Below are 21236 nucleotides of genomic sequence, written 5' to 3'. Positions count from 1 at the left end.
TCCCCCGGCCTGCGGCCTCCTCCTTTATTTCGCTGCGCAGAGCACCCCGCCGTCGTGATCGTTCAGAGCACTTGTCGATCGGCTCGCACGAGCGCTGCGTCCATGTGCACAGGACACCGGGTGCTCCCCGCAGCGAAATAAAGGAGGAGGGGCGAAGCCCCGGGGGACATTCGCGGAGGGGAGTACCCGGTGGCCTGTGCACGCGCCCCGAACAAAAGAAAAACCGAATGAGCAGTACGACAAGAAACACCATCGCCCCGACAGAACTGCAAGCCCTGCTCCTGGCAGAGCCAGCCGCAGAACTCGCACTGCTCGACGTGCGCGAAACCCGCTTCTTCGTCGAGCGACATCCCAACCTCGCGCGCAACGTGCCCTTCAGCGGACTCGAGCTGCAGATAGAAGCACTGGTGCCGCGCCGCACCACCCCCGTCGTGCTCTACGACGACCACGGCGCAACCGACGGCGTGGGCCGGGCCGCATCAGCCGTGCTCGCCCGGCTGGGCTACACCGACGTGCGAAACCTCGAAGGCGGCCTGCAGCGTTGGCTTTCCGAGGGCCTGCCCGCCATCGACGGCTACGGCACGCTGGTCAAGGCCTTCGGCGACCGCGCCCGGCTGCACTACGGCACGCCGGGCCTGCCCGTCGAGGCGCTGCGGGAACGCCAGCGCCAAGGCCGGCCGACCACGCTCGTCGACGCGCGGCCGCAGGCCGAGTTCAGGTTTCTCTCGCTGCCCGGCGCGCGCAACCATGCGGGCACCGAACTGGCCCTGCGGCGCTTCGAGCCGGGCGGGGCCGACCACCTCTGGGCCATCAACTGCTTCAGCCGCACGCGCGGCATCGTCGGCGCCACCACGCTGCGGCTGCTGGGCCGTGCGCCCGACGCGGTGTTCGTCGAAGACGGCGTCATGGCCTGGGGCCTGCAAGGCGCACCGACCGTGCAGAACGCCGCCCCCGACGACGAACTGCCGCCCGAATCTCCCGACGTGCTGCGCCGGATCGCCGACGACCTGATCGAGCGTTTCGGGCTGCCCCTGGCCGATGCCGCGCGGCTCGCCCGCTGGCGCGACGACGATGCACGCACTCTCTACGTATTCGACGTGCGTCCTGCCGCCGATCCGGCCTTCTCGGGCACCGGCGTGCGGCAGGTGCCGGGCGGGCAACTGCTGATGCACTTCGAGAACCTCGTCGCCACGCGCGGCGCGCGCATCGTGCTGCTCGACGACCAGGCCCACCGGTTGCGCGCCGCCGTCACGAGCTTCTGGCTCACCCAGCTCAACCAGGCCGAGGTCTACGTCTTCGATGGCGAGCTGCCACCCGATCAGGCGCCGCCCGCGCCCGCCACGTCGTTCAAGGGTGCCCCGGCTCCGCTCACCCCCGAGGCATTGGCCCGTCTGCGCAGCAACGGCGCTGTCACCGTGGTCGACGTGGGCCCGAGCCTCGATTACGAACGCGGCCATCTGCCCGGCGCGCACTACATGCTGCCGGCCTCGCTCGCGCCGCTTGCCGCCCATGCCGTTCCCGGGCGCACGCTGGTCTTCACCTCGCCCGACGGCATGGCCGCGGCCCGCGTGGCGCGCGACGCGCACCAGCGCTGGCAGCAGGATTCAGGGGCGGTGTTCAGCTGGCTCGAGGGTGGAACGAAGGGCTGGGAGGCTTCAGGACGGCCGCTTTCGACCGATTTGGTGCCGTCCCGGCTGCTCACCCCCTTCGACGACGACTGGGGCTCGGTGATGCGCGTCTTCGGCCCGCGCCGCGATGCGGCCTGGGCCGACTACCTGGCGTGGGAACGCGCGCTGGCCGAACGGGTCCTGCAGGACCCGTCCGTGCGCTTTCGCTTCTTTGCGCTCAGCGCGCGGGCGCCGGCGCAGGGTCGGGCAGCTCGATCTTGATGTCGAGCACTTCGAGGTTGTCCTGGGTCTCCAGGTGCACCTTGATGTCTTCCGCGTTGATCGACACGTACTTGGAAATCACCGCCACCAGTTCGCGCTGGAGTTCGGGCAGGTAGTCGGGCCGCTTCTTGCCGCTGAGGCTGGACCGCTCGTGGGCGAGGATGATCTGCAGCCGCTCCTTCGCGACGCTGGCAGTCTTCTTCTTTTCGCCCAGCAGGAACGAGAGAAAGGACATGGCCTACTTGCCTCCGAAAATCCGCTTGAAGAAGCCGGGCTTCTCGGCGTCGACGAAGCGCATCGGCTTCTCTTCGCCCAGGAAGCGCGCCACCACGTCGCTGTAGGCCTGCGCCACGTCGGTTTCCTTGTCGTGGATCGCCGGCACGCCCTGGTTGGAGGCGTGCAGCACGCTCTCCGACTCGGGGATCACGCCGATCAGCTTGATGCGCAGGATGTCCTGGATGTCTTCCAGCGACAGCATCTGCCCGCCCGCCACGCGGTTCGGGTTGTAGCGGGTGATGAGCAGGTGCTCCTTGATGGGGTCGCCGCCGTCCTTGGCGCGCTTGGTCTTGCTGCTGAGCATGCCCAGGATGCGGTCCGAGTCGCGCACCGAGGACACCTCGGGGTTGGTCACCACCAGCGCCTCGTCGGCGAAGTGCATCGCCATCATGGCGCCGGTCTCGATGCCGGCGGGCGAGTCGCAGACGATGTATTCGAAGTCCATCGCGGCGAGGTCGGCCAGCACCTTCTCGACGCCTTCCTGCGTGAGCGCTTCCTTGTCGCGCGTCTGCGAGGCGGCCAGCACGAACAGGTTGTCGCACTGCTTGTCCTTGATGAGGGCCTGGCTCAGGTTGGCTTCGCCCTGGATCACGTTGATCAGGTCGTACACCACGCGGCGTTCGCAGCCCATGATCAGGTCCAGGTTGCGCAGGCCCACGTCGAAGTCGATCACCGCCGTCTTCTTGCCCGCGAGCGCGAGTCCGGATGCGAAGCTGGCGCTGGTGGTCGTCTTGCCGACGCCGCCCTTGCCCGAAGTCACCACCACAATTTTGGCCATGGCCATTCCTTCTTGTTTCGATTCAGTTGTTGGTTGTCAGGGTCGCCGCGTTCCGTGAGCCAGCAGGGGCTCAGGGAATGGGGTCGATCGCTATTTTTTTGCCGTCCAGGCGCACCTGGGCCGATTTTCCCAGCACCGAGTCGGGCAGCGCCACTTCGTTGGTCCGGTAGATGCCGGCGATGGCCACCAGCTGGGCTTCCATGCAGGTCGAGAAGATCCGGGCCTCGGTGTTGCCGCGCGCGCCGGCAATGGCCTTGCCGCGCAGCGGCGCGTACACGTGCACGTTGCCGTCGGCAATGACCTCGGCACCGAAGCTCACCACCGCCGTCACCACCACGTCGCCGCCGCGGGCGTAGACCTGCTGGCCCGAGCGCAGCGGCTTGTCGATCAGCAGCGTGCCGTTGGCCGGCACCGGCACTTCGCGCACGATCTGCGGGGCTTCGGACGCGGGCGGTTCGGCCGGCGGGGCGGGAGCGCGCGGCGCCGGCGCGGCAGGCATGGCCGCCACCGACAGGCCGGCGGCGCGCGCCGCGGCGTGCTGGGCGGCATTGCCGCCGCGCACCGCGATGGGCTGGGTCTGGTGGCGCGCCAGCAGGCTGCGCAGGGCGGCGAAGTCGATGTCGCCGGCGGCCTCGCCGCTCTCGCCCTGTGCTTCCTGCAGCAGCGAGAGGTCGATCACCACCGGCTCCTGCTCGAAGAAATCGGGCGAATCCGCCAGCTGGGCGTCGAGCGCCTCGGCCAGCACGTCCAGGTCGGACGTCTTGAGGATCACTGCGATCAGCGGCAGCGTGGCGCTCTTGAATTCGAAAACCGCCTTGGTGCGCGCGGCGGAGACATCGGCCATTGGAAAACGTCGGTGCGAAAAGCGTTGGAGTCTAACGGGCGCCAGCCAAACCCGGGTGACCGGGCGTTACACCAGGCCCCCCGGTCCACGCTTCGTGCGCTCAGTTCTTCGTGCGGCCCAGCAGCGCGTACAGGATGATCGCGCCGAAGGTGGCGGTCCCGATGCCGCCCAGGGCGAAGTCGCCGAACTTCAGCGTGAAGTCGCCGGTGCCGATGATCAGCGTGATGGCCGCCACGATCAGGTTCTTGTTCTGCGAGAAGTCGACCTTGTTGTCGACCCAGATCTTGGCGCCGGCAATGGCGATCAGGCCGAACACCACGATGCTCACGCCGCCCATCACCGGCAGCGGAATCGCCTGGATAAGCGCGCCGAACTTCGGGCTGAAGCCCAGCACCAGCGCAATGAGCGCCGCCACCACGAACACCGCGGTGGAGTAGATGCGCGTGGCGGCCATCACGCCGATGTTCTCGGCGTAGGTGGTCACGCCCGTGCCGCCGGCGCTGCCGCTCACCACGGTGGCGATGCCGTCGCCGATGAAGGCGCGGCCCATGTAGGCGTCCAGGTTGCGCCCGGTCATGGCCGTCACCGCCTTCAGGTGGCCGAGGTTCTCCGCCACCAGGATGATCGCCACCGGGGCGATCAGCAGCATCGCGTTGGCCGTGAACACCGGCGCGGTGAAGGTCGGCAGGCCGACCCAGGCCGCGTTGGCGATGCCGCTCAGGTCGACCGGCTTGCCCAGCCCCATGCCGTTGGTCAGCACCGCGTAGACCAGCGTGGCCAGGATCAGCCCGACCAGGATCAGCAGGCGCTGCAGCATGCCGCGCGTGAACACCGCCACCAGCCCGACGCACAGGAAGGTCACGGCCTGCATCCACGAATCGAAGTTGCTGGCCGCCATGTTCTTGATCGGCACGCCCGCCAGGTTGAGCCCGATCACCGCCACCACCGCGCCAGTGACCACCGGCGGCATGAAGCGCTCGATCCAGCCCGTGCCCACGGCCTGCACGATGGCCCCGATCAGGATGTACACCACCCCGCAGGCCACGATGCCCCCCAGCGCCACCGCGATGTTGGCGTTGGGCCCCTTGCCCGCGTAGCCGCTGGCCGCGATCACCACGCCGATGAAGGCGAAGCTCGACCCCAGGTAGCTGGGCACCTTGCCGCCGGTCACGAAATAGAAGATGAGCGTGCCGATGCCGCTCATCAGGATCGCGATGTTGGGGCTGAAGCCCATCAGGATCGGCGCCAGCACCGTGGCGCCGAACATGGCGATGACGTGCTGCACGCCCATGGCGCCGGTCTGCAGCCAGGGCAGCCGCTCGTCGGGCGCGATGACCGCGCCGTTGGCCAGTGCGGACGCAGGCCGTTCAGTCCAGTTGAACATTCTTCTATCTCCTCTTGTTGGGTGTGGTGCTCGGTGGCCGGGACGTCCCGGCTTTCCCGGGGCGTGATTGTGGGTGATGAACCCCGCCCTGAACACCGGCACGCACCCTGCGCCGGAGAAAGAAGACCGCTGCCCTCAGCGCGGCTGCAGCACCGCCATCGTGATGCGCGACACGCAGGTCAGCTCGCCCGCCTCGTTGGTCAGGTCGATCTGCCAGACCTGCGTGGTGCGGCCCCGGTGCACCGGCCGCGCCGTGCCGATGACCCAGCCACTGGTGACCGAGCGGATGTGGTTGGCGTTGATGTCCAGCCCCACGGCGCGGTCGCCTTCGGGGGCGGAGTAGTGGGCGCCGCAGGAACCCAGCGTTTCGGCCAGCACCACCGACACGCCGCCGTGCAGGATGCCGTAGGGCTGGCGGGTGCGCTCGTCGACCGGGCAGCGGGCGCGGATGAAGTCGTCGCCCACCTCCAGGAACTCCATGCCCAGCGTCGAGACGGCGGTGCCGACGTGGTTGCGGGTCAGCTCCTCGACGGAGATTTCTTTTTTCCAGATACGCATTCGGTTCTTCTTTCCTGTAGTAGGTGGCTAAAACTATAGCGACGGCGGCTGACAACGGCAGTCGCCTTTGCGTGTTAACTTGGATCGATGAAGCACCCTGTCCGCCGCTGGCTCCTCGGCATTGCCGCCGTCCTGGTGTTCGGCGTCGGCGCCCTGGTGCTGGTGGTGCGCGCGAAGCTGCCCACCGACGACGAGGTGGCCGCGAAGATCGCCGAAGGCTTCGAGCAGCGCTTCGGCGTGCCGCTGACGATAGGCAGCGCCCACTGGTCGCTGCTGCCGATGCCCATGCTGGTGCTGTCCGACGTCGCCACCGGGCAGCCCCGGCCCATCACCCTGCGGCAGGTCACGCTGCGGCTCAAGCTGGCGCCGCTGCTGCACCGCGTCATTGCGCTGGACGATGTCGAGATCGAAAGCCTGGTGCTGCCCAGCGCGTCGGTGAGGGCCTTTCGCGGCAAGGGGCCCAAGCCCGCCGAGGGCGCGGCGCCCGTGGCGCTGCCGGCACCGTGGACCCTGGCACCGGTGCCCGTGGAACGGGTGCGCTGGCGCGACCTGACCTGGATCGACCGGCGCGACATTGCGCTGGCCTACGACGGCGACATCGTCTTCGACCCCCAGTGGCGCCCGCGCCAGGCCCGGGTGGAGCGCGCCGGCCTGGCGTCGCCCTTGCCGCCTGCGCGCCTGCGGCTGGACCGCGAAGCGGGGCAGGACCGCTGGCGCACCCGCATCGACGTGGGCGGCGGCACCTTGAACGGCGTCGCGCGCTTCGAGACCCTGGCCAACGGCAAGCTGCGCGTGTCGGCCGAGCTCGACCCGCGCCAGGTCGACATCGAAAGCCTGGTGCAGGCCTTCGACCGCCGCACTTCGGTGGCCGGCAAGGTCTCCGGCCATTCCACGCTGGTGGCCGAGGCGGGCAGCGCCGAGGAGGTGAGCGCGCTGGTCCGCAACCTGCACACCCGCACCACCTTCTCGGTGCAGCCCGCCACGCTCACCAAGCTGGACGTGGCCAAGGCGGTGAGCACCGCCGGCATCAGCCGCGGCGGCCGCACGCCGCTGGACGAACTCACGGGCACGCTCGACACCCAGGGCACCGACAACGGCGTGGTGCTGCAGTACTCCAACCTCAAGGCCCGCTCGGGCGTGCTCACGGCAAGCGGCAGCCTGAAGCTGTTCAACCGCAAGCTCGACGGCGAGATCGCGGTGGACCTGGTCGACGGCGTGGTCGGCGTGCCGCTCAAGATAGGCGGCACCGTGAGCGACCCCGAGCTGTCGCTGACAGGTGCCGCGCTCACCGGCGCGGCCATCGGCAGCGCGGTGCTGCCGGGCGTGGGCACGGCCATCGGCGCACGCATAGGGCAGCAGGTGGAGAAGATGTTCGGCGGCAGCAAGCCGAAGCCGAAGCCGTCCAGGCCCGCGCCGGGGCGCTGAGGGCTTCAGCGCCCGAACTCGCCGTGGCGGCCCGCGCCGCCGGCAAAACGTGCGGCGCCGGTTTCGCCCTCGGCAAAGACCATCGGCACGCCTTGCGCGCCTTCGCGGCGCAGCGCTTCGGCCAGCGGCATGTCCCACTGCCCGTAGGCGGAGCGGCGGTCGGCCAGCATGCATTGCTGCGGGAAGGCGGCAAGCTGGTGGGCCAGTTCCTGCGCGGCGGCCAGCGCGCCGCCGGGCGGCGTCACGCGGTTGACCAGGCCCATCGCCAGCGCCTCGGCCGCGCCTACCGGACGGCCCGAGAGAATCATGTCGAGCGCGCGCCCCATGCCCACGATGCGCGGCAGCCGTACCGTGCCGCCGTCGATCAGCGGCACGCCCCAGCGGCGGCAGAACACGCCGAACACCGCGTCGTCGTCGGCCACGCGCAGGTCGGCCAGCAGCGCGAGTTCGAGGCCGCCCGCCACCGCATAGCCGTTCACCGCCGCGATGAGCGGTTTCGACAGCGCCATGCGCGTCGGCCCCATCGGCCCGCTGCCGCCGCCTTCGGGGTCGAGCTCGTTGCGGCGGGCCGGGTCGCCCACGGCCGAGAGGTCGGCGCCCGCGCAGAAGTTGCCGCCCGCGCCGGCCAGCACCGCGACGCGAAGCGCGTCGTCGGCCTCGAAACGCTCGAAGGCCTGGCGCAGTCCAGCGGCCACGACGCCGTCGACCGCATTGCGCTTTTCCGGACGGTTCAGCGTGATGGTGCAGACCGTGCGGTCCACGTCGTACGTCACGTACTGCATGGCCATGTGTGCATCCTTTAGGGCTAAATTACATTAGCGATCGCTCGGCTGCATCCTAGGAAATATTTCTCTCTTTCGCAATCATGGACAAAGTATGTAATGTGCCGGTGGCCATCCCCAGCGCGCCGGAGCTGATCCTCGACCTGCTGGTGGCCGACGGAGGCACGCTGAGTTCGCAGGCTCTGTGCCGCGCGGGCGAGCTCATGGGCATCGGCGAGTCGACGCTGCGCGTGGGCCTGACGCGGCTCGCGGCCGAGGGCAAGATCGCGCGCGGCGAGCGAGGCAGCTACGCGCTCAACCGCGATGGCCCGGCGCTGTCGCGCGCGGTCGACGACTGGCGTCACAAGCAGGCGCAGACTGTCGCATGGCACGGCGACTGGCTCGCCGTGCACGACGCCGGCGTGCCGCGCGCCGACAAGACGGCCTGGCGCCACCACGCCCTGGCGCTCTCGCTGCGCGGCTTTGCGGCGCTGCGGCCGGGGCTGCACATCCGGCCCGACAACCTCGCGGGCGGGCTGGAGGGCGAGCGCGTGCAGCTTGCAGCCCTGGGGCTGTCGCCCAGCGCGCTGGTGTTCCGGCTGGCCGACCTGGACGATGCCGCGCAGGCCGCCGCGCGCAAGCTGTGGAACGTGCGCGTTCTTGCGGCCGATTGCCGCCGCCTGCAGGCGGGCCTGGAGCGCAGCGAGAAACGGTTGCGCACCCAGCGGCTCGAAGTGGCGATGCGCGAGTCGCTGCTGCTGGGGCGCGCCGTGATCGCGCACCTCATCCGCGACCCGCTGCTGCCGGCCGAACTCATGTCGCCCGCGCCGCGCGCCGAGCTGCTCGCCGCCACCCGCCGCTACCAGGACAAGGCGCTGGTCTTGTGGCGCAAGTGGTTGGCGCTGCCGTAGCTTTTCAGTGCGCAGTGCGCAGTGCGCAGTGCGCAGTGCGCAGTGCGCAGTGCCCCGTTCGTCGAACTGCACCACGCCTTCCTTCATGACCCGCGGAGCACCTGCTCTGCCTTCACCGGGCAATCAGCAGTCGAGCCGAACCACCCGCGCATCGCCCGCGGGTCCGCGAGCGTGCAGCCGTTCCACCTCGGCCGCGCGCCGCGTCAGCACCGCGCGCTGGTTGATGTAGCCCTTGTCGGTCATCTCGCCCGCATCGAGGCTCGGCGGCTCGGCCAGCACCAGCGCGCAGGCCGGGCACTGCGAGGAGCCCGCGCCTTCGTCGCGCAGCGAACGCAGCACGCCGGCGATGCGCTCGCTCATGGCTTCCGGCGGCAACGCGGCGCCTTGCGGGCTCGCGAACACCAGCATGCCGATCTCGTCGCGGTCGTGGCCGGTGAGCACCACGTCCTGCGCATGCGGCGCGAGCATCGACACCAGCTTCACGCGCAGCGTGCCCACCGACACCCAGGTGCCGCTGGAGAGCTTGAAGTCTTCCGCCACGCGGCCGTTGAAGATCACGCCCTGCGCGGGCTGCGCCGGGTCCGCGAGGAAGCCGGCATCGCCGATGCGGTAGTAGCCCTCTGCGTCGAAGGCCTCGGCGGTTTCGCGCGGTGCGTCGCGATAGCCGGGGAACACCGAGACGCCCTTGACGCGCATCTCCAGCTTCTCGCCGTTGGGCACGAACTTCAGCTCCAGCCCCGGCAGCGGCGCGCCGATGCAGCCGGCGCCGTCGAGCTTCCAGTGCGCGGAGGTGATGGCGGGCGAAGTCTCCGTCGCGCCCCAGGAAGTGGTGAGCCACAGCGGCCGCGTGGGCCGCACGCGCTTCGCCACGGCTTCGAGCCGCTGCCATGTGGAGGGCGCGAGCGCCGCCGCCGCGTAGAACGCGAGCCGCAGCCGCGAGAACACCTTGGCGGCCAGCGCGTCGTCGGCTTCGAGAAATGGCAGCAGCATGTCGAAGCCGCGCGGCACGTTGAACAGCAGCGTGGGCTTCACCTCGCGCAGGTTGCGCACCGTCTTCTCGATCAGGCCCGGCGCGGGCCGGCCCTCGTCGATGTAGAGCGCGCCGCCGTGGCACAGCACCATGTGCAGGTTGTGGTTGCCGCCGAAGGTGTGGCTCCAGGGCAGCCAGTCGACCAGCACCGGCGCCTCTTGCGCGAGGAAGCGCCATGTCTGCGCCATCATCTGCTGGTTGGCGCACAGCATGCGGTGCGTGTTGATGACCACCTTGGGCTTGCCGGTGGAGCCGGAGGTCAGCAGGTACTTGGCATGCGTGTCGGGCAGCACGTTGGCAAAGGCCTGCATGACAGCGGGCGTTTCTCGTGCCGCGAGCAACTGTTCGAACGCGATGGCGCCCGGATGCGCATCGGCATTGCGGCTGAACACCGTGGCCGCCTCCACGCCGCAGCCCGCGAGCGAGCCGCCGTAGACCCTGGCGTCCGATGCATAGATGAGTGCCGGCTTCAGCGCCTGCAGCATGCCGTGCAGCCGCGAAGGGTCTTTGGCCATGCGCGAGTAGGCGCTGGAAAGCGAGCACGCTGTACGGCCCACGTGCATGGCCGCGAGCATCAGCACCGCGTGGTCGATGGCGTTGTCCGAGAGGATTACGACCGGCCGGTTTGCCGGCAGCTTCATGTCGAGCAGCGCCTGCGCGACCGCGCCGACTGCCTGTCGCAATGCACGGTAGTCGAGCTTGCGCCAGCCTTCGCCGGCCTCCTCGCGCTCGGCGAGGGCCAGGGCGTCGGGTGTCTCGCGCGCCCAGCGTTCGAGCCATTCGCCGATGCAGCGCGCATAGGGCTTCAGCGCCACCGGCGAGCGCAACGCGAACGAGCCGTCGTCGAAGTCGATGCGTACCGTGCGGGGTGGGGCGATCAGGTTTTCGTCGTTCAGGAAGTCGATCATTTTTTGTGTTCCGGGTTGTTCGTGGTGCGTGCACAGGGCACCGGGTACTCCCCTCCGCGAATGTCCCCCGGCCTTCGGCCTCCTCCTTTATTTCGCTGCGGGGAGCACCCGGTGCCCTGTGCACAACGAGCGCGGCTCTCGTGCTGGCCGATCAACGACCGCTCTGTACAACGATCACGCCGATGGGGTGCCTTGCGCAGCGAAATAAAGGAGGAGGGCGAAGCCCGGGGGACATTCGCGGAGCAAGGTACCCCGTCGGCGTGAGCGAGCCCCGAACAAGCCGCTCACAGCACGACAAGAGCCAAGCAAGGCCCCGACCTATTCAAGCTTGCCGCTATCAGCCTTCGCGCGAATCAGGTCTAACAGCAGGTTGTCGCGCACCGCTTCGAGGTCCGCCGTGCGGCGTTGACCCAGCGCCTCGTCCACACCTTCCTTCACCTTCTGCTTCAGCTGCGCCGTCATCGACGGCTCGCCCAGGTCCTTCCACCAGTCCTCGATCGGTCCGCCCAGATGCGCCAGCACATGCTCGATGCCGCCCGCGCCACCCGACAGATGCAGATTCATGAACGGACCCATCACCGCCCAGCGCAGGCCGGGGCCGTGCGCAATGGCCGTGTCGATGTCGGCCACGCTCGCCACACCCTCATCGACCAGATGAAAAGCTTCGCGCCACAGCGCAGCCTGCAGCCGGTTCGCGATGTGGCCCTTGACCTCGCGCTTCACATGGATCGGCCGCTTGCCGATGGCCGCATAGAACGCCATCGTGCGCTCGATGACCTCGGCCGACGTCTGCGCGCCGCCGATCACCTCCACCAGCGGAATCAGGTGCGGCGGGTTGAACGGATGCCCCAGCACCACGCGCTGCGGATGCGCGCAACCCGACTGCACGCCGCTGATCGCCAGGCCCGACGAACTCGATGCGAGGATGGTCTCCGGCGGCGCCGCGGCGTCCATGCGTCGGAACAGGTCGATCTTGAAATCCATGCGCTCGGGACCGTTCTCCTGCACGAAGTCGGCCACCGACACGGCGTCTTCCAGGCTGTCGTGAAAGCGCAGCCGGTCGACCGACGCGCCCGGCGCCAGGCCGAAGCGCTCCAGCGTGGGCCAGTGCTGCGCCACCGCCGCGCGCAGCCGCTCCTCGGCGCCGGGCGACGGATCGGTCGCGTTCACGTCGAGCCCGTGCGCCAGAAAGTACGCGGCCCAGCTCGCACCGATCACGCCGGTGCCGACCACCGCCACGCGCTTCACGTCCAGGGATGTGCTCATGTCGATTTCCACCGCGTGCAGCGGCTCTCCGCCTTGGTCGTCCATGCGGCCTCGCCGCGGATCGGCTCGACCACCTTGTAATAGTCCCACGGCTCCTTCGACTCGGCCGGGGTCTTCACCTGCATCAGGTGCATGTCGTGCACCATCAGCCCGTCGTCTCGCAGCCAGCCACCCTTGACGAACATGTCGTTGAACTTCGTCTTGCGCAGTTGCGCCATCACCTTGTCGGCATCGTCGCTGCCCGCGGCCTTCACCGCCTGCAGGTACTGCAGCGCGGCCGAGTAGTCGCCGGCATGGAAAGAGGAGGGCATGCGCTTGTGCTTGTCGAAGAAGCGGCGCGACCACTCGCGCGACTCGGGGCTCTGGTTCCAGTACCAGCTGTCGGTGAGGTACATGCCCTGCGAAGCCTTCAAGCCCAGCGCATGCACGTCGTTGATGGTGATGATCATGCCCGCCAGCTTCATGTTCTTGCCGAGGCCGAACTCCGCCGCCGACTTGATGGCGTTCACCGTGTCGCCGCCCGCGTTGGCCAGGGCCAACACCTGCGCCTTCGAGTTCTGCGCCTGCAGCATGAACGACGAGAAATCGCTCGCGCCCAGCGGATGCTTGACCGAGCCCGCCACCGTGCCGCCGCTGGCCAGCACGGTCTTGGTCGCGTCGTTCTGCAGCGCCGCGCCGAAGGCGTAGTCGGCCGCCACGAAGTACCAGCTCTTGCCGCCGGCCTTGACCACAGCGCTCGCGGTGCCGCGCGCCATGGCCACCGTGTCGTAGGCGTAGTGCACCGTGTAGGGCGAGCAGTACTCGTTGGTGAGGCTCGACGCGCCCGAGCCCACCACGAAGTACGGCTTCTTCTTGTCCGCGGCCACGCCGGCCATGGCAATGGCCGCGCCCGAGTTGACGCCGCCGATCAGCATGTCGACCTTCTGCACGTCGAACCATTCGCGCGCCTTGGCGGCGGCGATGTCGGGCTTGTTCTGGTGGTCGGCCGTGACCAGCTCGATCTTCTTGCCGCCGACGGCGCCGCCCACGTCCGCGATGGCCATGCGGATGGCCTCGGCGCCGGCCGGGCCGTCGTAGTCGCGGTAGATGCCCGACATGTCGCTGATGAAGCCGATGCGGATCACGTCGTCTGACACCTGCGCCGAGGCGCACGCGGTGAATGCCGTGCCGAGCGCCAGGGCCAGTGCAGTGCGGGAAGTGTTCATGTGCTCTTGTCTCCGTTCGTTGTTCTTTTGTTTGCCGCTCAGCCCAGGGCGAACTCGGGCCGCGGCGTGCCCGTGCGCGGCAGGCCCATCATCTGGCGCGCCTCCGCAGGGGTTGCCACTTCCATGTCGAGCTCGCGGATCACCCGCACGATGCGCTCGGTGAGCTGCACGTTGGTGGCCAGCTCGCCCTGGCGGAAGTAGAGGTTGTCTTCCAGCCCCACGCGCGCATGGCCGCCCAGCAGCAACGCCGCCACGTTGGCCTCGAGCTGCGAGGGGCCGATGCCGCTCACGCAGAAGATGCTGCCCTTGGGCAGGGTGTCGACCATCATCTGCAGGAAGCGCGGCGAATACGGCATCGCATTCTGGAAGTTGCGGTGCACGTTCATCACCAGGTTGATGAAGTAGGGCTCGTCGTCGTGGCCTTCCTGGATCAGCGTGGTCGTGTCCTGCAGGATGTGCGTGGGGCTGAACACCTCCCACTCGGGCTTGATGCCGCGCGCCTTCATGCCGGCGGCCAGCTCGCGGCCGCGGGTGATGGGCGTGTCCATCAGGATCTGCTTGCCCTCGAAGCTCAGGTTGAGCGTGGTCGCGTCGAGCGTGCACATCTCGGCGCCGGCATCCATGCCCTTGATGCGTTCTTCCCAGGCAATCTCCCAGCGGTCGCCCGCCAGCGGCTTCACCATGTCGCCGTGCACGCCGCCGCCGGTGGAGTTGTTGATGACGATGTCGCTGCCGCCCGCGCGGATGCGGCTGTTGATGTCGCGGTATACGTCGGCGTTGCAGGTGGCGCCGTCGTCGGGGCGGCGCGCATGGATGGCGACCACGCTGGCGCCGGCGTTCCAGCAGCGCAGCACGTCGGCCGCGATCTCGGCGGGCTGCGTGGGGAGGTTGGGGTTCTGCGACTTGTGCGCCATGCCGCCGGTGGGGGCGATGGTCACGATCACTTTGCGCTTCGACATGGTCGGTGGCTCCTGGTGTCTTTCATGGGGGCGCGCCATTATTTTTTGAGGCGCGTTTGCACTCAGTCATCGCGACGACATTCGGACTCAGGGTTTACCTGCGCCAGCGGCTAAAGTCGCCACTGCCTTCCACACACTCATGCAGCAAGGAGCAGCGCCCATGAAATTCCTGCCTCTCGTTCTCGCGGCCGCCGCCGCACTGGCGACACCGGGCATGGCAATGGCGCAACCAGGGCCCAGCGCCACCTGCGCGGCCAAGCGAGACGCCATCTCGCGCGACATCGATGCGGCCAAGGCCGACGGCAAGACCCAGCGCGTTCGCGGCCTGGAACGCGCGCTGGCCGAAGTGCGCCGCAACTGCAGCGACGCCGGGCTGGCCGCCGATCACCAGCAGCGCGTGCGAAGCCAGGAACGCAAGGTGGCGCAGCGCGAGCGCGAACTGCGGGAAGCCCGGCGCAAGGGCGACGCCGACAAGGTTGCGCGGCGCGAAGACAAGCTGCGCGAAGCGCAGGCCGAGCTGCAGCGCATCAAGGACTTGCCCTGATCCCCTGGCGCAGTGAGCCTCCAGAGCCGTCCATGTCCACGAACAAGCAACCTCTTCAGCACGCGTCGCTGACCATCCCGCAACTGCTGCAGGGCTCGGCGTGGTTTCCGCTGCTCGACGTGGCCGCCGGAGAGCGCGTGCTCGACGAGATGCGCGAGGTCGAGGTGGCGCCCGGTGCCGCGCTCTGCCGGCGCGGCGACACGCCGGCGCACTGGTACGGCACGCTCGAAGGGCTGCTCAAGTGGTCGATCACCTCGAGCGACGGGCGCTCGGTGACGCTGGGCGGGCTGTCGGTGGGCAGCTGGTTCGGCGAAGGCACGCTGCTGCGCGCGCTGCCGCGTTCGGCCGACATCATCGCGCTGCGGCCCAGCCGCGTGGCGCAACTGCCGCTGGAGACCTTCGAGTGGCTGCACCGCACGCAGCGCGGCTTCGACCACTTCCTGCTGCAGCAGATCAACGAGCGGCTGCACTGGTTCATGGGCAGCTATGCGGCGCACCGCCTGCTCGACGCTGACAGCCAGGTGGCGCGCGCGCTGGCCGGGCTGTTCCATCCGTGGCTGCATCCGGGCAGCGAGCCGCACCTGCAGACCTCGCAGGAGGAGATCGCGAACCTGTCGGGCGTGTCGCGCCAGCGCTGCAACGCGGCGCTGAACCGGCTGAAGGAAGCGGGCTTTCTTCGCATCGAGTACGGCGGGATCACCGTGATCGACCTCGAAGGGCTGCGCCGCTTCATCAGCGAATGACGGACTGACTCACCGCGTGTGGTGCGACGGCGCCCGTTCGTACACCGGCGTGTCGATCCCTTCCATGCGCGCCTTCAGCTGCAGCGCCAGGAACTGCGAGTAGTGCCGCGACTGGTGCAGGTTGCCGCCGTGGAACCACAGGTTGTCGACCTGCGTGGGCTTCCACATGTTGCGCAGCTCGCCTTCCCACGGCCCCGGGTCTTTGGGCGTTTCGGAGCCCAGGCCCCAGCATTTGCCGACCTTGTCGGCGATCTCCGGCGAGATCAGGTCGGCGAGCCAGCCGTTCATCGAGCCGTAGCCGGTGGCATACACCAGCAGGTCGGCCGGCAGTTCGGTGCCGTCGGTCAGCGTCACCGAGTGTTCGTTCACCCGCTCGATGTTCACGCCGCTCTTCAGGTGGATGCTGCCGTTGGCCACCAGCTCCGAGGCGCCCACGTCGATGTAGTAGCCCGAGCCGCGCCGCAGGTACTTCATGAACAGGCCCGAGCCGTCGACGCCGAAATCCAGCAGGAAGCCCGCCTTCTCCAGCCGCGCATACAGGTCGGCGTCGCGCTTCTTCATCTCCTCGTACACCGGGATGTGGAAGGTGTGCATGATCCTGTAGGGCACCGACGCGAAGATCAGGTCGCCCTTGTGGTGGTCGATGCCGTTCTTCACCGCCTGCTCCGAGTACAGCCCGCCCAGCGCCAGTTCCATCAGCGACTGCGACGGCGCGATGTGCGTGGACGAGCGCTGGATCATCGTCACGTCGGCGCCGTGCTCCCACAACGCCGCGCAGATGTCGTGCGCCGAGTTGTTGGAGCCCAGCACCACGCACTTCTTGCCCGTGTAGGCTTCGGGCCCCGGATGCTGGCTGGAATGGTGCTGGTCGCCCTTGAAGTTCTCAGCGCCCGCCACCTTCGGCACGTTCGGATAGCCCGACACGCCGAGCGCGAACACCAGCTGCTTCGGCCGCAGCACCATTGGCTTGCCCTCGCGCTCCACAGTCACTTCCCAGCGCTGCGTGGCCTCGTCGAAGCGCGCCTTCTTCGCGGTGGTGGAGCTCCAGTAGTTCAGCTCCATGATCTTCGTGTACATCTCCAGCCAGTCGCCGATCTTGTCCTTGGGCGCGAACACCGGCCAGTCGTCGGGGAAGGGCATGTAGGGCAGGTGGTCGTACCAGACCGGGTCGTGCAGGCACAGCGACTTGTAGCGCTTGCGCCAGGAGTCTCCGGCCTTCGCGTTGCGCTCCACGATGATGGTCGGCACGCCCAGCCGGCGCAGCCGGGCCCCGAGCGCGATGCCGCCCTGGCCGCCGCCGATGACCACCACCTCGGGCTGCTCGGTATAGCCGAGTGCCGCCTCTTCGTCGCGGCGCTTCTCCAGCCAGTTCTTGCGGCCCTTGTGCACGCCGTGCTCCGCGCCCTTGACGCGGTTCTCGCCCGTCTTTTCCTCGAAGCCCTTCAGCTCGGTCATGGTGGTGAGCAGCGTCCAGGCCTTGCCGTTGCGAAGCCGCAAGTGGCCACGGCCGCGCGCCACGCGCGTCTCGAAGGTGAACCACGCGTCGACCACGCCGTCGGCCTCGGTCGCTTCGCCCTCCAAGGCGAAGGCCGTGGGCTGCGTGTCGGCCAGCCGCGCCTGCAGCATTGCGCGGATCGCGGCCGGTCCTTCCTGCGTGCGGATGTTCCAGGTGAAGGCGACGAGGTCGCGCCAGAAGCTGTCGGGCTCGAAGAGCGCGACGGTTGTGTCGATGTCGCCCTGCGCGAGCGCGGCGGCGAAGTCGGCGAGCCATTGGGCCGCAGCCCGGGTGGGGGCGGTGGTGGTGTCTGTCATTGCGTGTCTCCGTAGCGTCGTTGATGGATGCGCGGCGCCTTGGGGGCGGCGCGGCTTCCATTGCGCAGCTTTCATGCCGCGTGGGGAGTCACGGGGAATCAATGACTTGGACGGCGTTTTGTCTCACGGCGCGCATCCCGTCTCGTTTGGAGTGCGACTGCCCCGCGACACGTCGAGACGAATTCATTCAGGCAAAGAGCACTTTGGCACTATTTTTTATGAGGGCGACCCGAATCCGGCCGAACAAATGTGGCGCCAATCCGACTTTCCATAGGCCTTTTATCTTCTTAAACAAAGGTTATCGCTAAATTCGAAGCGCCCCGGCGTCGCCGGAGTGCATCGATCAATACAAATCCAGAGGGACAGAGAGATGAGGAGAAGCATTGGCACCGCGTTCACCGCGGCCATGGTGGTGGGTCTTGCCGGTTGCGGCGGTGGTGGGGGCGGAGGAGGAGGCGGCGTCCCGCTGCTGCCGATCGCCGTTGCGCCGGCACCAGCACCGGCACCGGCACCGGCACCGCAAACGCCGGCGGCAGCTGAATTGAAACTCACGGTCGAGATCGCCGGTACGGCAGCAACGCCTGACGGCAGTGGCAAGTACAGCGTGCTTCCCGGCCAACGAGTCGTCGTCAGAGCTAGCGACAACGTCGCGTGGACCGGCGATGCCGGTACCGGTGTCGTGACTCGCACGGATGTCGACACCACTGCCACCGAGTGGGTTTCGCGACTCGCCAATCCAGACAAGACGAAGACCGGCGCCTACAAGCTCGTGGCGAGTGCTTCGGAAAATCGCTCGAAGGAACTGAGCTTCGTCGTTCAGACGGGCGACTATCGCAATGGCGACTACATGGTGTTCGCAGCGAACGGCTCTCGGCAGAAACTGAGCATCGACTTCGACAAGGCCACCTACAGCATGACGGATGCGGCTGGAGATACCACCAGCGGCACCCTGACGCCGCCTTCCCCATCGACGCTCGTCAACGACTGGAAGGTACAGAGCAATCGCATCACCGGCACGAATACGTCCGCGCTGTGGGGCCTGGGGGACAACATCGTCGGTGCGTTCCCGTTCGCCAAGCCATTCTCGGCGCCCGTGTCGTACATGGCCGCACCACTGGTGGCGACCCGGGCTCTTCTGACGACGCAAAGCAGGCTCGACGGTACCTACGACCGTGCGCGCATCGAGGTCACGGCATCTGCCCGCGAATCCGCAATTGCTCAAATCCAGATCTCTGGCGGCGGGACAGTGATGAAGCAGTGCGTCGACCAGATCATCTACAGAATCGAAGATTGCCCGCCGGCAAGCTTGGTGACCAGCAAGGTCGAAGCGGATGCCGATGCCGAAAGCGGTCTCTGGTCGCTGAAGAACCCTGCGGACGGAACACTTCTGGGCCGCTTTGGCATCGCCATTTTCGAAGGCGAGAAGATCTATCTGAGCGCGGGCACATCTCCCGCCACTGGTGGCCAGGTTCTGGCCATCGGCGTGCCGGCGGCGCCGCAATACGTGGCTTTCAGCAGTTTTGCCGGCTGGTCGACAAGCGGCACGATGGACATGTCGATCGTCTCTACGACGAGCTACCAACTCGCCATGACCGACGCGACCACGAATCTCCTGGGCCTCACGGTTGCGGCAGTCGGCGCCGCGTCGCCTTACGGCATCCGCTCCGCGGCATCAGGTCCTGACGCGTTCTTCTCCATGCGCTCGAAGAGCCTGGAACTGCTGATCGGTGCGCGCAGCCCATCGGCCCGCGCCGGCTTCCTGCACATCGGGCTCATCCAGTAGCAGGTCGAGACCCGGCCGGCAAGGCCATGAGTGAAGCCCGCCAGGCCATCCAAGGCTTCGCGGGCTTTTTCCATGCGCATGCCTGGCGAGGCATCATCCGAATCGACGGGCAACTGCTGCAAGCTGACGTGATCGACGGCATCGTCCACGCCGAGTTCGTCCGCTACCTGCGGACTGAGGCGCGTCCCTATCCGCGCCGCCGCGCCACGATGCCCAGCCGCTTCATGTGTCGATAGGCGGTCGCGCGGCTCATGCCGAGTTCGTCGGCCGCGCGGGCGACGTGCCAGCGGTGGCGCTTCAGCGCATCGATCAGCCGTCCGGTTTCGGCGGCGGCGTCTTCATCGGGCGCCATATCGGCATGGACGGCAGCCTCTGCATCTTCCTGCTGCAGCTGCAGATCCTGCGCGCTCACGCTCGCACCGCTGCACAGCGCCAACGCCAGCCGCAGCACATTGCGCAGTTCCCGCAGGTTGCCCGGCCATCCGTATGCCAGCAGCCTCTGCATCGCCTCTTCCGACAGCCGCGCCGAAGAAGACATCGCCGCAGCCTCCTCGTTGAACATCCCCTCGATCAGGTAGCGCCTATCGCCGCGCTCGCGCAGCGGCGGCAGCTTCAGCACCGCACCGCACAGCCGGTAATACAGGTCTTCGCGAAACCGCCCCGAGGCCACCAGGTCGGGCAGGTGCCGGTGCGTGGCCGCGACCACCGCAATGTCTACCCGCTGCGGCGATTCGGCCCCCAGCGGCAGCACCTCGCCTTCGGACAGCACGCGCAACAGCCGCGTCTGCAGCGCCATCGGCATGTCGCCGATTTCGTCGAGGAACAACGTGCCCCTGTCGGCCTGCGCGATCAGTCCCTTCATGCCCTTAGCGCGGCCGCCCGTGAAGCTGCCGGGCGTATAGCCGAACAGCTCGCTTTCGATCAGCGAATCGGGAATGGCCGCGCAGTTCACCGCCACGAAGGGCATCGCCGCGCGGCTGCTCGCGCCGTGAAGCGCACGCGCAAGCACTTCCTTGCCGCTGCCGGTCTCGCCTTCGACCAGCACGTGGATGCCTCGGTCCACCAGCCTGCGCGCCTGGGCGAGCAGCTTCTGCATCGCGGGGTCGTCACCGGCGATGCGCTCCAGTGGCGGCAACCTGTCGGAAGGCCGGGGACTCGGCGCGCCGGCTGCGGCCGGCGCCGACGCCCTGCGCACGCGCGGCGCGATCAGCGACGCGTGATATTCGCCCCCGCCCGGCAGCAGCACCGTGTGCGCGAAGGGCATCAGTGCCGACGCGGCACCGCCGTTGCCGATGCGCCAGATCGCATCCATCGGCATATGCAGCAGTTCCGACACCGCGCCGCTCAGCGCATGCCCCGCAAAGGCCTGCCGCGCGCCGCCGTTGGCGCCCGCCAGCGTGCCGCCATCGTCGAAGGCCAGCATCACCTCGCCCGCCACGTCGACCAGCCCGTAGGCGCTGCCCAGCCGCAGGATCCAGTGGCCGCGGAAGTGGCGCAGGAAATCGGCGTCCTCGATCATCCGCGCGTACATCGACACCAGGTGGCGCACCAGGTGCTGGCTCTCGCGCGCCTCTGGGGAGCGCAGCGCCGACACGTCGAGGATGGCCGTGAGCTTGCCGCTGTGGTCGAACAGCGGCGCGGTGGTGCAGGTGAGCGCGATGTGCGTGGCGTCGAAGTGCTCGGTCTGGTGGCATGTCATCGGCTGGCGCTCGACCAGGCAGGTGCCCACGCCGCAGGTGCCGGCGTGGGCCTCGTTCCAGTCGGCGCCCAGGTACAGGCCGGCCTTGCGCAGCTGGTCGTCCCACGCGGGGTGGCCGATGTAGTCGACCGTGATGCCCTCGGCATCCGTCAGCAGCACCATGTAGCCCAGGTCGGCCACGCGGCGGTAGATGTCTTCCATGCCCGCGCGGGCGGCGCGCAGGAAGTGTTCGAGCTGCTGCTGGTGCGCGCGCACCTCCTGTGCGGGAAGGATGCGCGCGGGGCTCGGCTTCGACGGATCGAGCCCATGGTCGCGCACGCAGCGCGCCCACGACTTGTGGACCAGGCTCTGCGCCGGGTCGGCGAGCGCCGCGCCGGTGGCGATGGAGTAGACGTTGTCGATGTGACGCGATTGCAGGGAAGCCATGGTCAACCTCGCTGTGCCTGGGTGGGCAGCCGCAC

General features: G+C 68.3%; 19 protein-coding genes. 7 read left to right on the top strand and 12 right to left on the bottom strand.

The features are described from left to right. Positions 1 to 227: 227 nt before the first annotated feature. A complete protein-coding gene (locus tag QRN67_RS23175) occupies positions 228 to 1889 on the top strand; it encodes a rhodanese-like domain-containing protein (RefSeq protein WP_285413770.1) in 1662 nt (553 codons plus the stop codon). Here the strand turns inward: QRN67_RS23175 and minE are convergent. The 5 genes from minE to QRN67_RS23150 form a co-directional block, all read right to left on the bottom strand. Then, positions 1846 to 2124 carry a cell division topological specificity factor MinE gene (gene minE / locus QRN67_RS23170; protein ID WP_081269713.1) on the bottom strand — a complete coding sequence of 93 codons (279 nt, stop codon included), beginning with the start codon at positions 2122 to 2124 and terminating at the stop codon, positions 1846 to 1848. The two genes, QRN67_RS23175 and minE, sit on opposite strands and share 44 nt — an antisense overlap. A 3-nt stretch (positions 2125 to 2127) precedes the next feature. Beyond that, complete coding sequence (gene minD / locus QRN67_RS23165) at positions 2128 to 2943, bottom strand: septum site-determining protein MinD (RefSeq protein WP_081269792.1); 816 nt, start codon at positions 2941 to 2943, stop codon at positions 2128 to 2130. Positions 2944 to 3013: 70 nt separating this feature from the next. Next, positions 3014 to 3787, bottom strand: a complete 774-nt coding sequence (gene minC / locus QRN67_RS23160) for a septum site-determining protein MinC (protein WP_106936244.1) — start codon at positions 3785 to 3787, stop codon at positions 3014 to 3016. A gap of 100 nt (positions 3788 to 3887) precedes the next feature. Continuing rightward, positions 3888 to 5171: a solute carrier family 23 protein gene (locus tag QRN67_RS23155; RefSeq protein ID WP_081267294.1), complete on the bottom strand. Its 1284-nt coding sequence runs from the start codon at positions 5169 to 5171 to the stop codon at positions 3888 to 3890. A 135-nt stretch (positions 5172 to 5306) separates the two neighbouring features. After that, on the bottom strand, positions 5307 to 5729 hold the full coding sequence (locus tag QRN67_RS23150; RefSeq protein ID WP_081267295.1) for a hotdog fold thioesterase: 423 nt from the start codon (positions 5727 to 5729) through the stop codon (positions 5307 to 5309). Positions 5730 to 5816: 87 nt separating this feature from the next. Here QRN67_RS23150 and QRN67_RS23145 point away from each other — a divergent pair, with 87 nt between their 5' ends. After that, positions 5817 to 7154, top strand: a complete 1338-nt coding sequence (locus QRN67_RS23145) for an AsmA-like C-terminal region-containing protein (protein ID WP_285413769.1) — start codon at positions 5817 to 5819, stop codon at positions 7152 to 7154. Between the two features lie 5 nt (positions 7155 to 7159). Here the strand turns inward: QRN67_RS23145 and QRN67_RS23140 are convergent, their stop codons facing one another. Then, positions 7160 to 7942 (bottom strand): crotonase/enoyl-CoA hydratase family protein, encoded by a 783-nt coding sequence (locus tag QRN67_RS23140; RefSeq protein WP_155742459.1) that lies wholly within the window; start codon positions 7940 to 7942, stop codon positions 7160 to 7162. A gap of 77 nt (positions 7943 to 8019) precedes the next feature. On the opposite strand from QRN67_RS23140, the gene QRN67_RS23135 reads away from it, so the two are divergent. Next, positions 8020 to 8826 carry a PaaX family transcriptional regulator gene (locus QRN67_RS23135; protein ID WP_285413768.1) on the top strand — a complete coding sequence of 269 codons (807 nt, stop codon included), beginning with the start codon at positions 8020 to 8022 and terminating at the stop codon, positions 8824 to 8826. 123 nt (positions 8827 to 8949) lie between these two features. On the opposite strand, the gene QRN67_RS23130 is transcribed toward QRN67_RS23135, so the two are convergent. The 4 genes from QRN67_RS23130 to QRN67_RS23115 all read right to left on the bottom strand — a co-directional run bounded on the left by QRN67_RS23130 (position 8950) and on the right by QRN67_RS23115 (position 14194). Beyond that, the gene (locus tag QRN67_RS23130) at positions 8950 to 10764 is read right to left on the bottom strand and encodes a feruloyl-CoA synthase (RefSeq protein ID WP_285413767.1); all 1815 of its coding nucleotides are present in this window, start codon (positions 10762 to 10764) and stop codon (positions 8950 to 8952) included. 318 nt (positions 10765 to 11082) lie between these two features. Continuing rightward, the gene (locus QRN67_RS23125; protein ID WP_285413766.1) at positions 11083 to 12030 is read right to left on the bottom strand and encodes a 3-hydroxyacyl-CoA dehydrogenase NAD-binding domain-containing protein; all 948 of its coding nucleotides are present in this window, start codon (positions 12028 to 12030) and stop codon (positions 11083 to 11085) included. After that, positions 12027 to 13235 carry an ABC transporter substrate-binding protein gene (locus tag QRN67_RS23120; protein WP_285413765.1) on the bottom strand — a complete coding sequence of 403 codons (1209 nt, stop codon included), beginning with the start codon at positions 13233 to 13235 and terminating at the stop codon, positions 12027 to 12029. Before QRN67_RS23120 ends, QRN67_RS23125 begins: the two co-directional genes overlap by 4 nt. Positions 13236 to 13273: 38 nt before the next feature. Then, positions 13274 to 14194: a beta-keto acid cleavage family enzyme gene (locus QRN67_RS23115; RefSeq protein WP_081267300.1), complete on the bottom strand. Its 921-nt coding sequence runs from the start codon at positions 14192 to 14194 to the stop codon at positions 13274 to 13276. A gap of 160 nt (positions 14195 to 14354) precedes the next feature. Between QRN67_RS23115 and QRN67_RS23110 the strand changes: the two genes are divergently transcribed. After that, a complete protein-coding gene (locus QRN67_RS23110) occupies positions 14355 to 14738 on the top strand; it encodes a DUF1090 domain-containing protein (protein ID WP_285413763.1) in 384 nt (127 codons plus the stop codon). 32 nt (positions 14739 to 14770) lie between these two features. Next, positions 14771 to 15481 carry a Crp/Fnr family transcriptional regulator gene (locus tag QRN67_RS23105; RefSeq protein WP_081267302.1) on the top strand — a complete coding sequence of 237 codons (711 nt, stop codon included), beginning with the start codon at positions 14771 to 14773 and terminating at the stop codon, positions 15479 to 15481. Positions 15482 to 15490: 9 nt separating this feature from the next. On the opposite strand, the gene QRN67_RS23100 is transcribed toward QRN67_RS23105, so the two are convergent. After that, positions 15491 to 17293: an NAD(P)/FAD-dependent oxidoreductase gene (locus QRN67_RS23100; protein WP_285413761.1), complete on the bottom strand. Its 1803-nt coding sequence runs from the start codon at positions 17291 to 17293 to the stop codon at positions 15491 to 15493. A gap of 370 nt (positions 17294 to 17663) precedes the next feature. Here QRN67_RS23100 and QRN67_RS23095 point away from each other — a divergent pair, with 370 nt between their 5' ends. Together QRN67_RS23095 and QRN67_RS23090 are read left to right on the top strand one after the other, a co-directional pair. Beyond that, positions 17664 to 19076 (top strand): hypothetical protein, encoded by a 1413-nt coding sequence (locus QRN67_RS23095; RefSeq protein WP_285413760.1) that lies wholly within the window; start codon positions 17664 to 17666, stop codon positions 19074 to 19076. Between the two features lie 26 nt (positions 19077 to 19102). Beyond that, positions 19103 to 19312: a hypothetical protein gene (locus tag QRN67_RS23090; protein ID WP_285413759.1), complete on the top strand. Its 210-nt coding sequence runs from the start codon at positions 19103 to 19105 to the stop codon at positions 19310 to 19312. On the opposite strand, the gene QRN67_RS23085 is transcribed toward QRN67_RS23090, so the two are convergent. Further along, positions 19264 to 21201, bottom strand: coding sequence for a sigma-54-dependent Fis family transcriptional regulator (locus QRN67_RS23085; RefSeq protein WP_285413758.1), 1938 nt, complete (start codon positions 21199 to 21201; stop codon positions 19264 to 19266). The two genes, QRN67_RS23090 and QRN67_RS23085, sit on opposite strands and share 49 nt — an antisense overlap. Positions 21202 to 21236 lie beyond the last annotated feature (35 nt).

Origin of the sequence: Variovorax sp. efr-133-TYG-130 (assembly GCF_030208835.1) — a bacterium.
GTDB lineage: Bacteria > Pseudomonadota > Gammaproteobacteria > Burkholderiales > Burkholderiaceae_C > Variovorax.
This window is presented reverse-complemented; position numbering and strand designations above follow the sequence as displayed.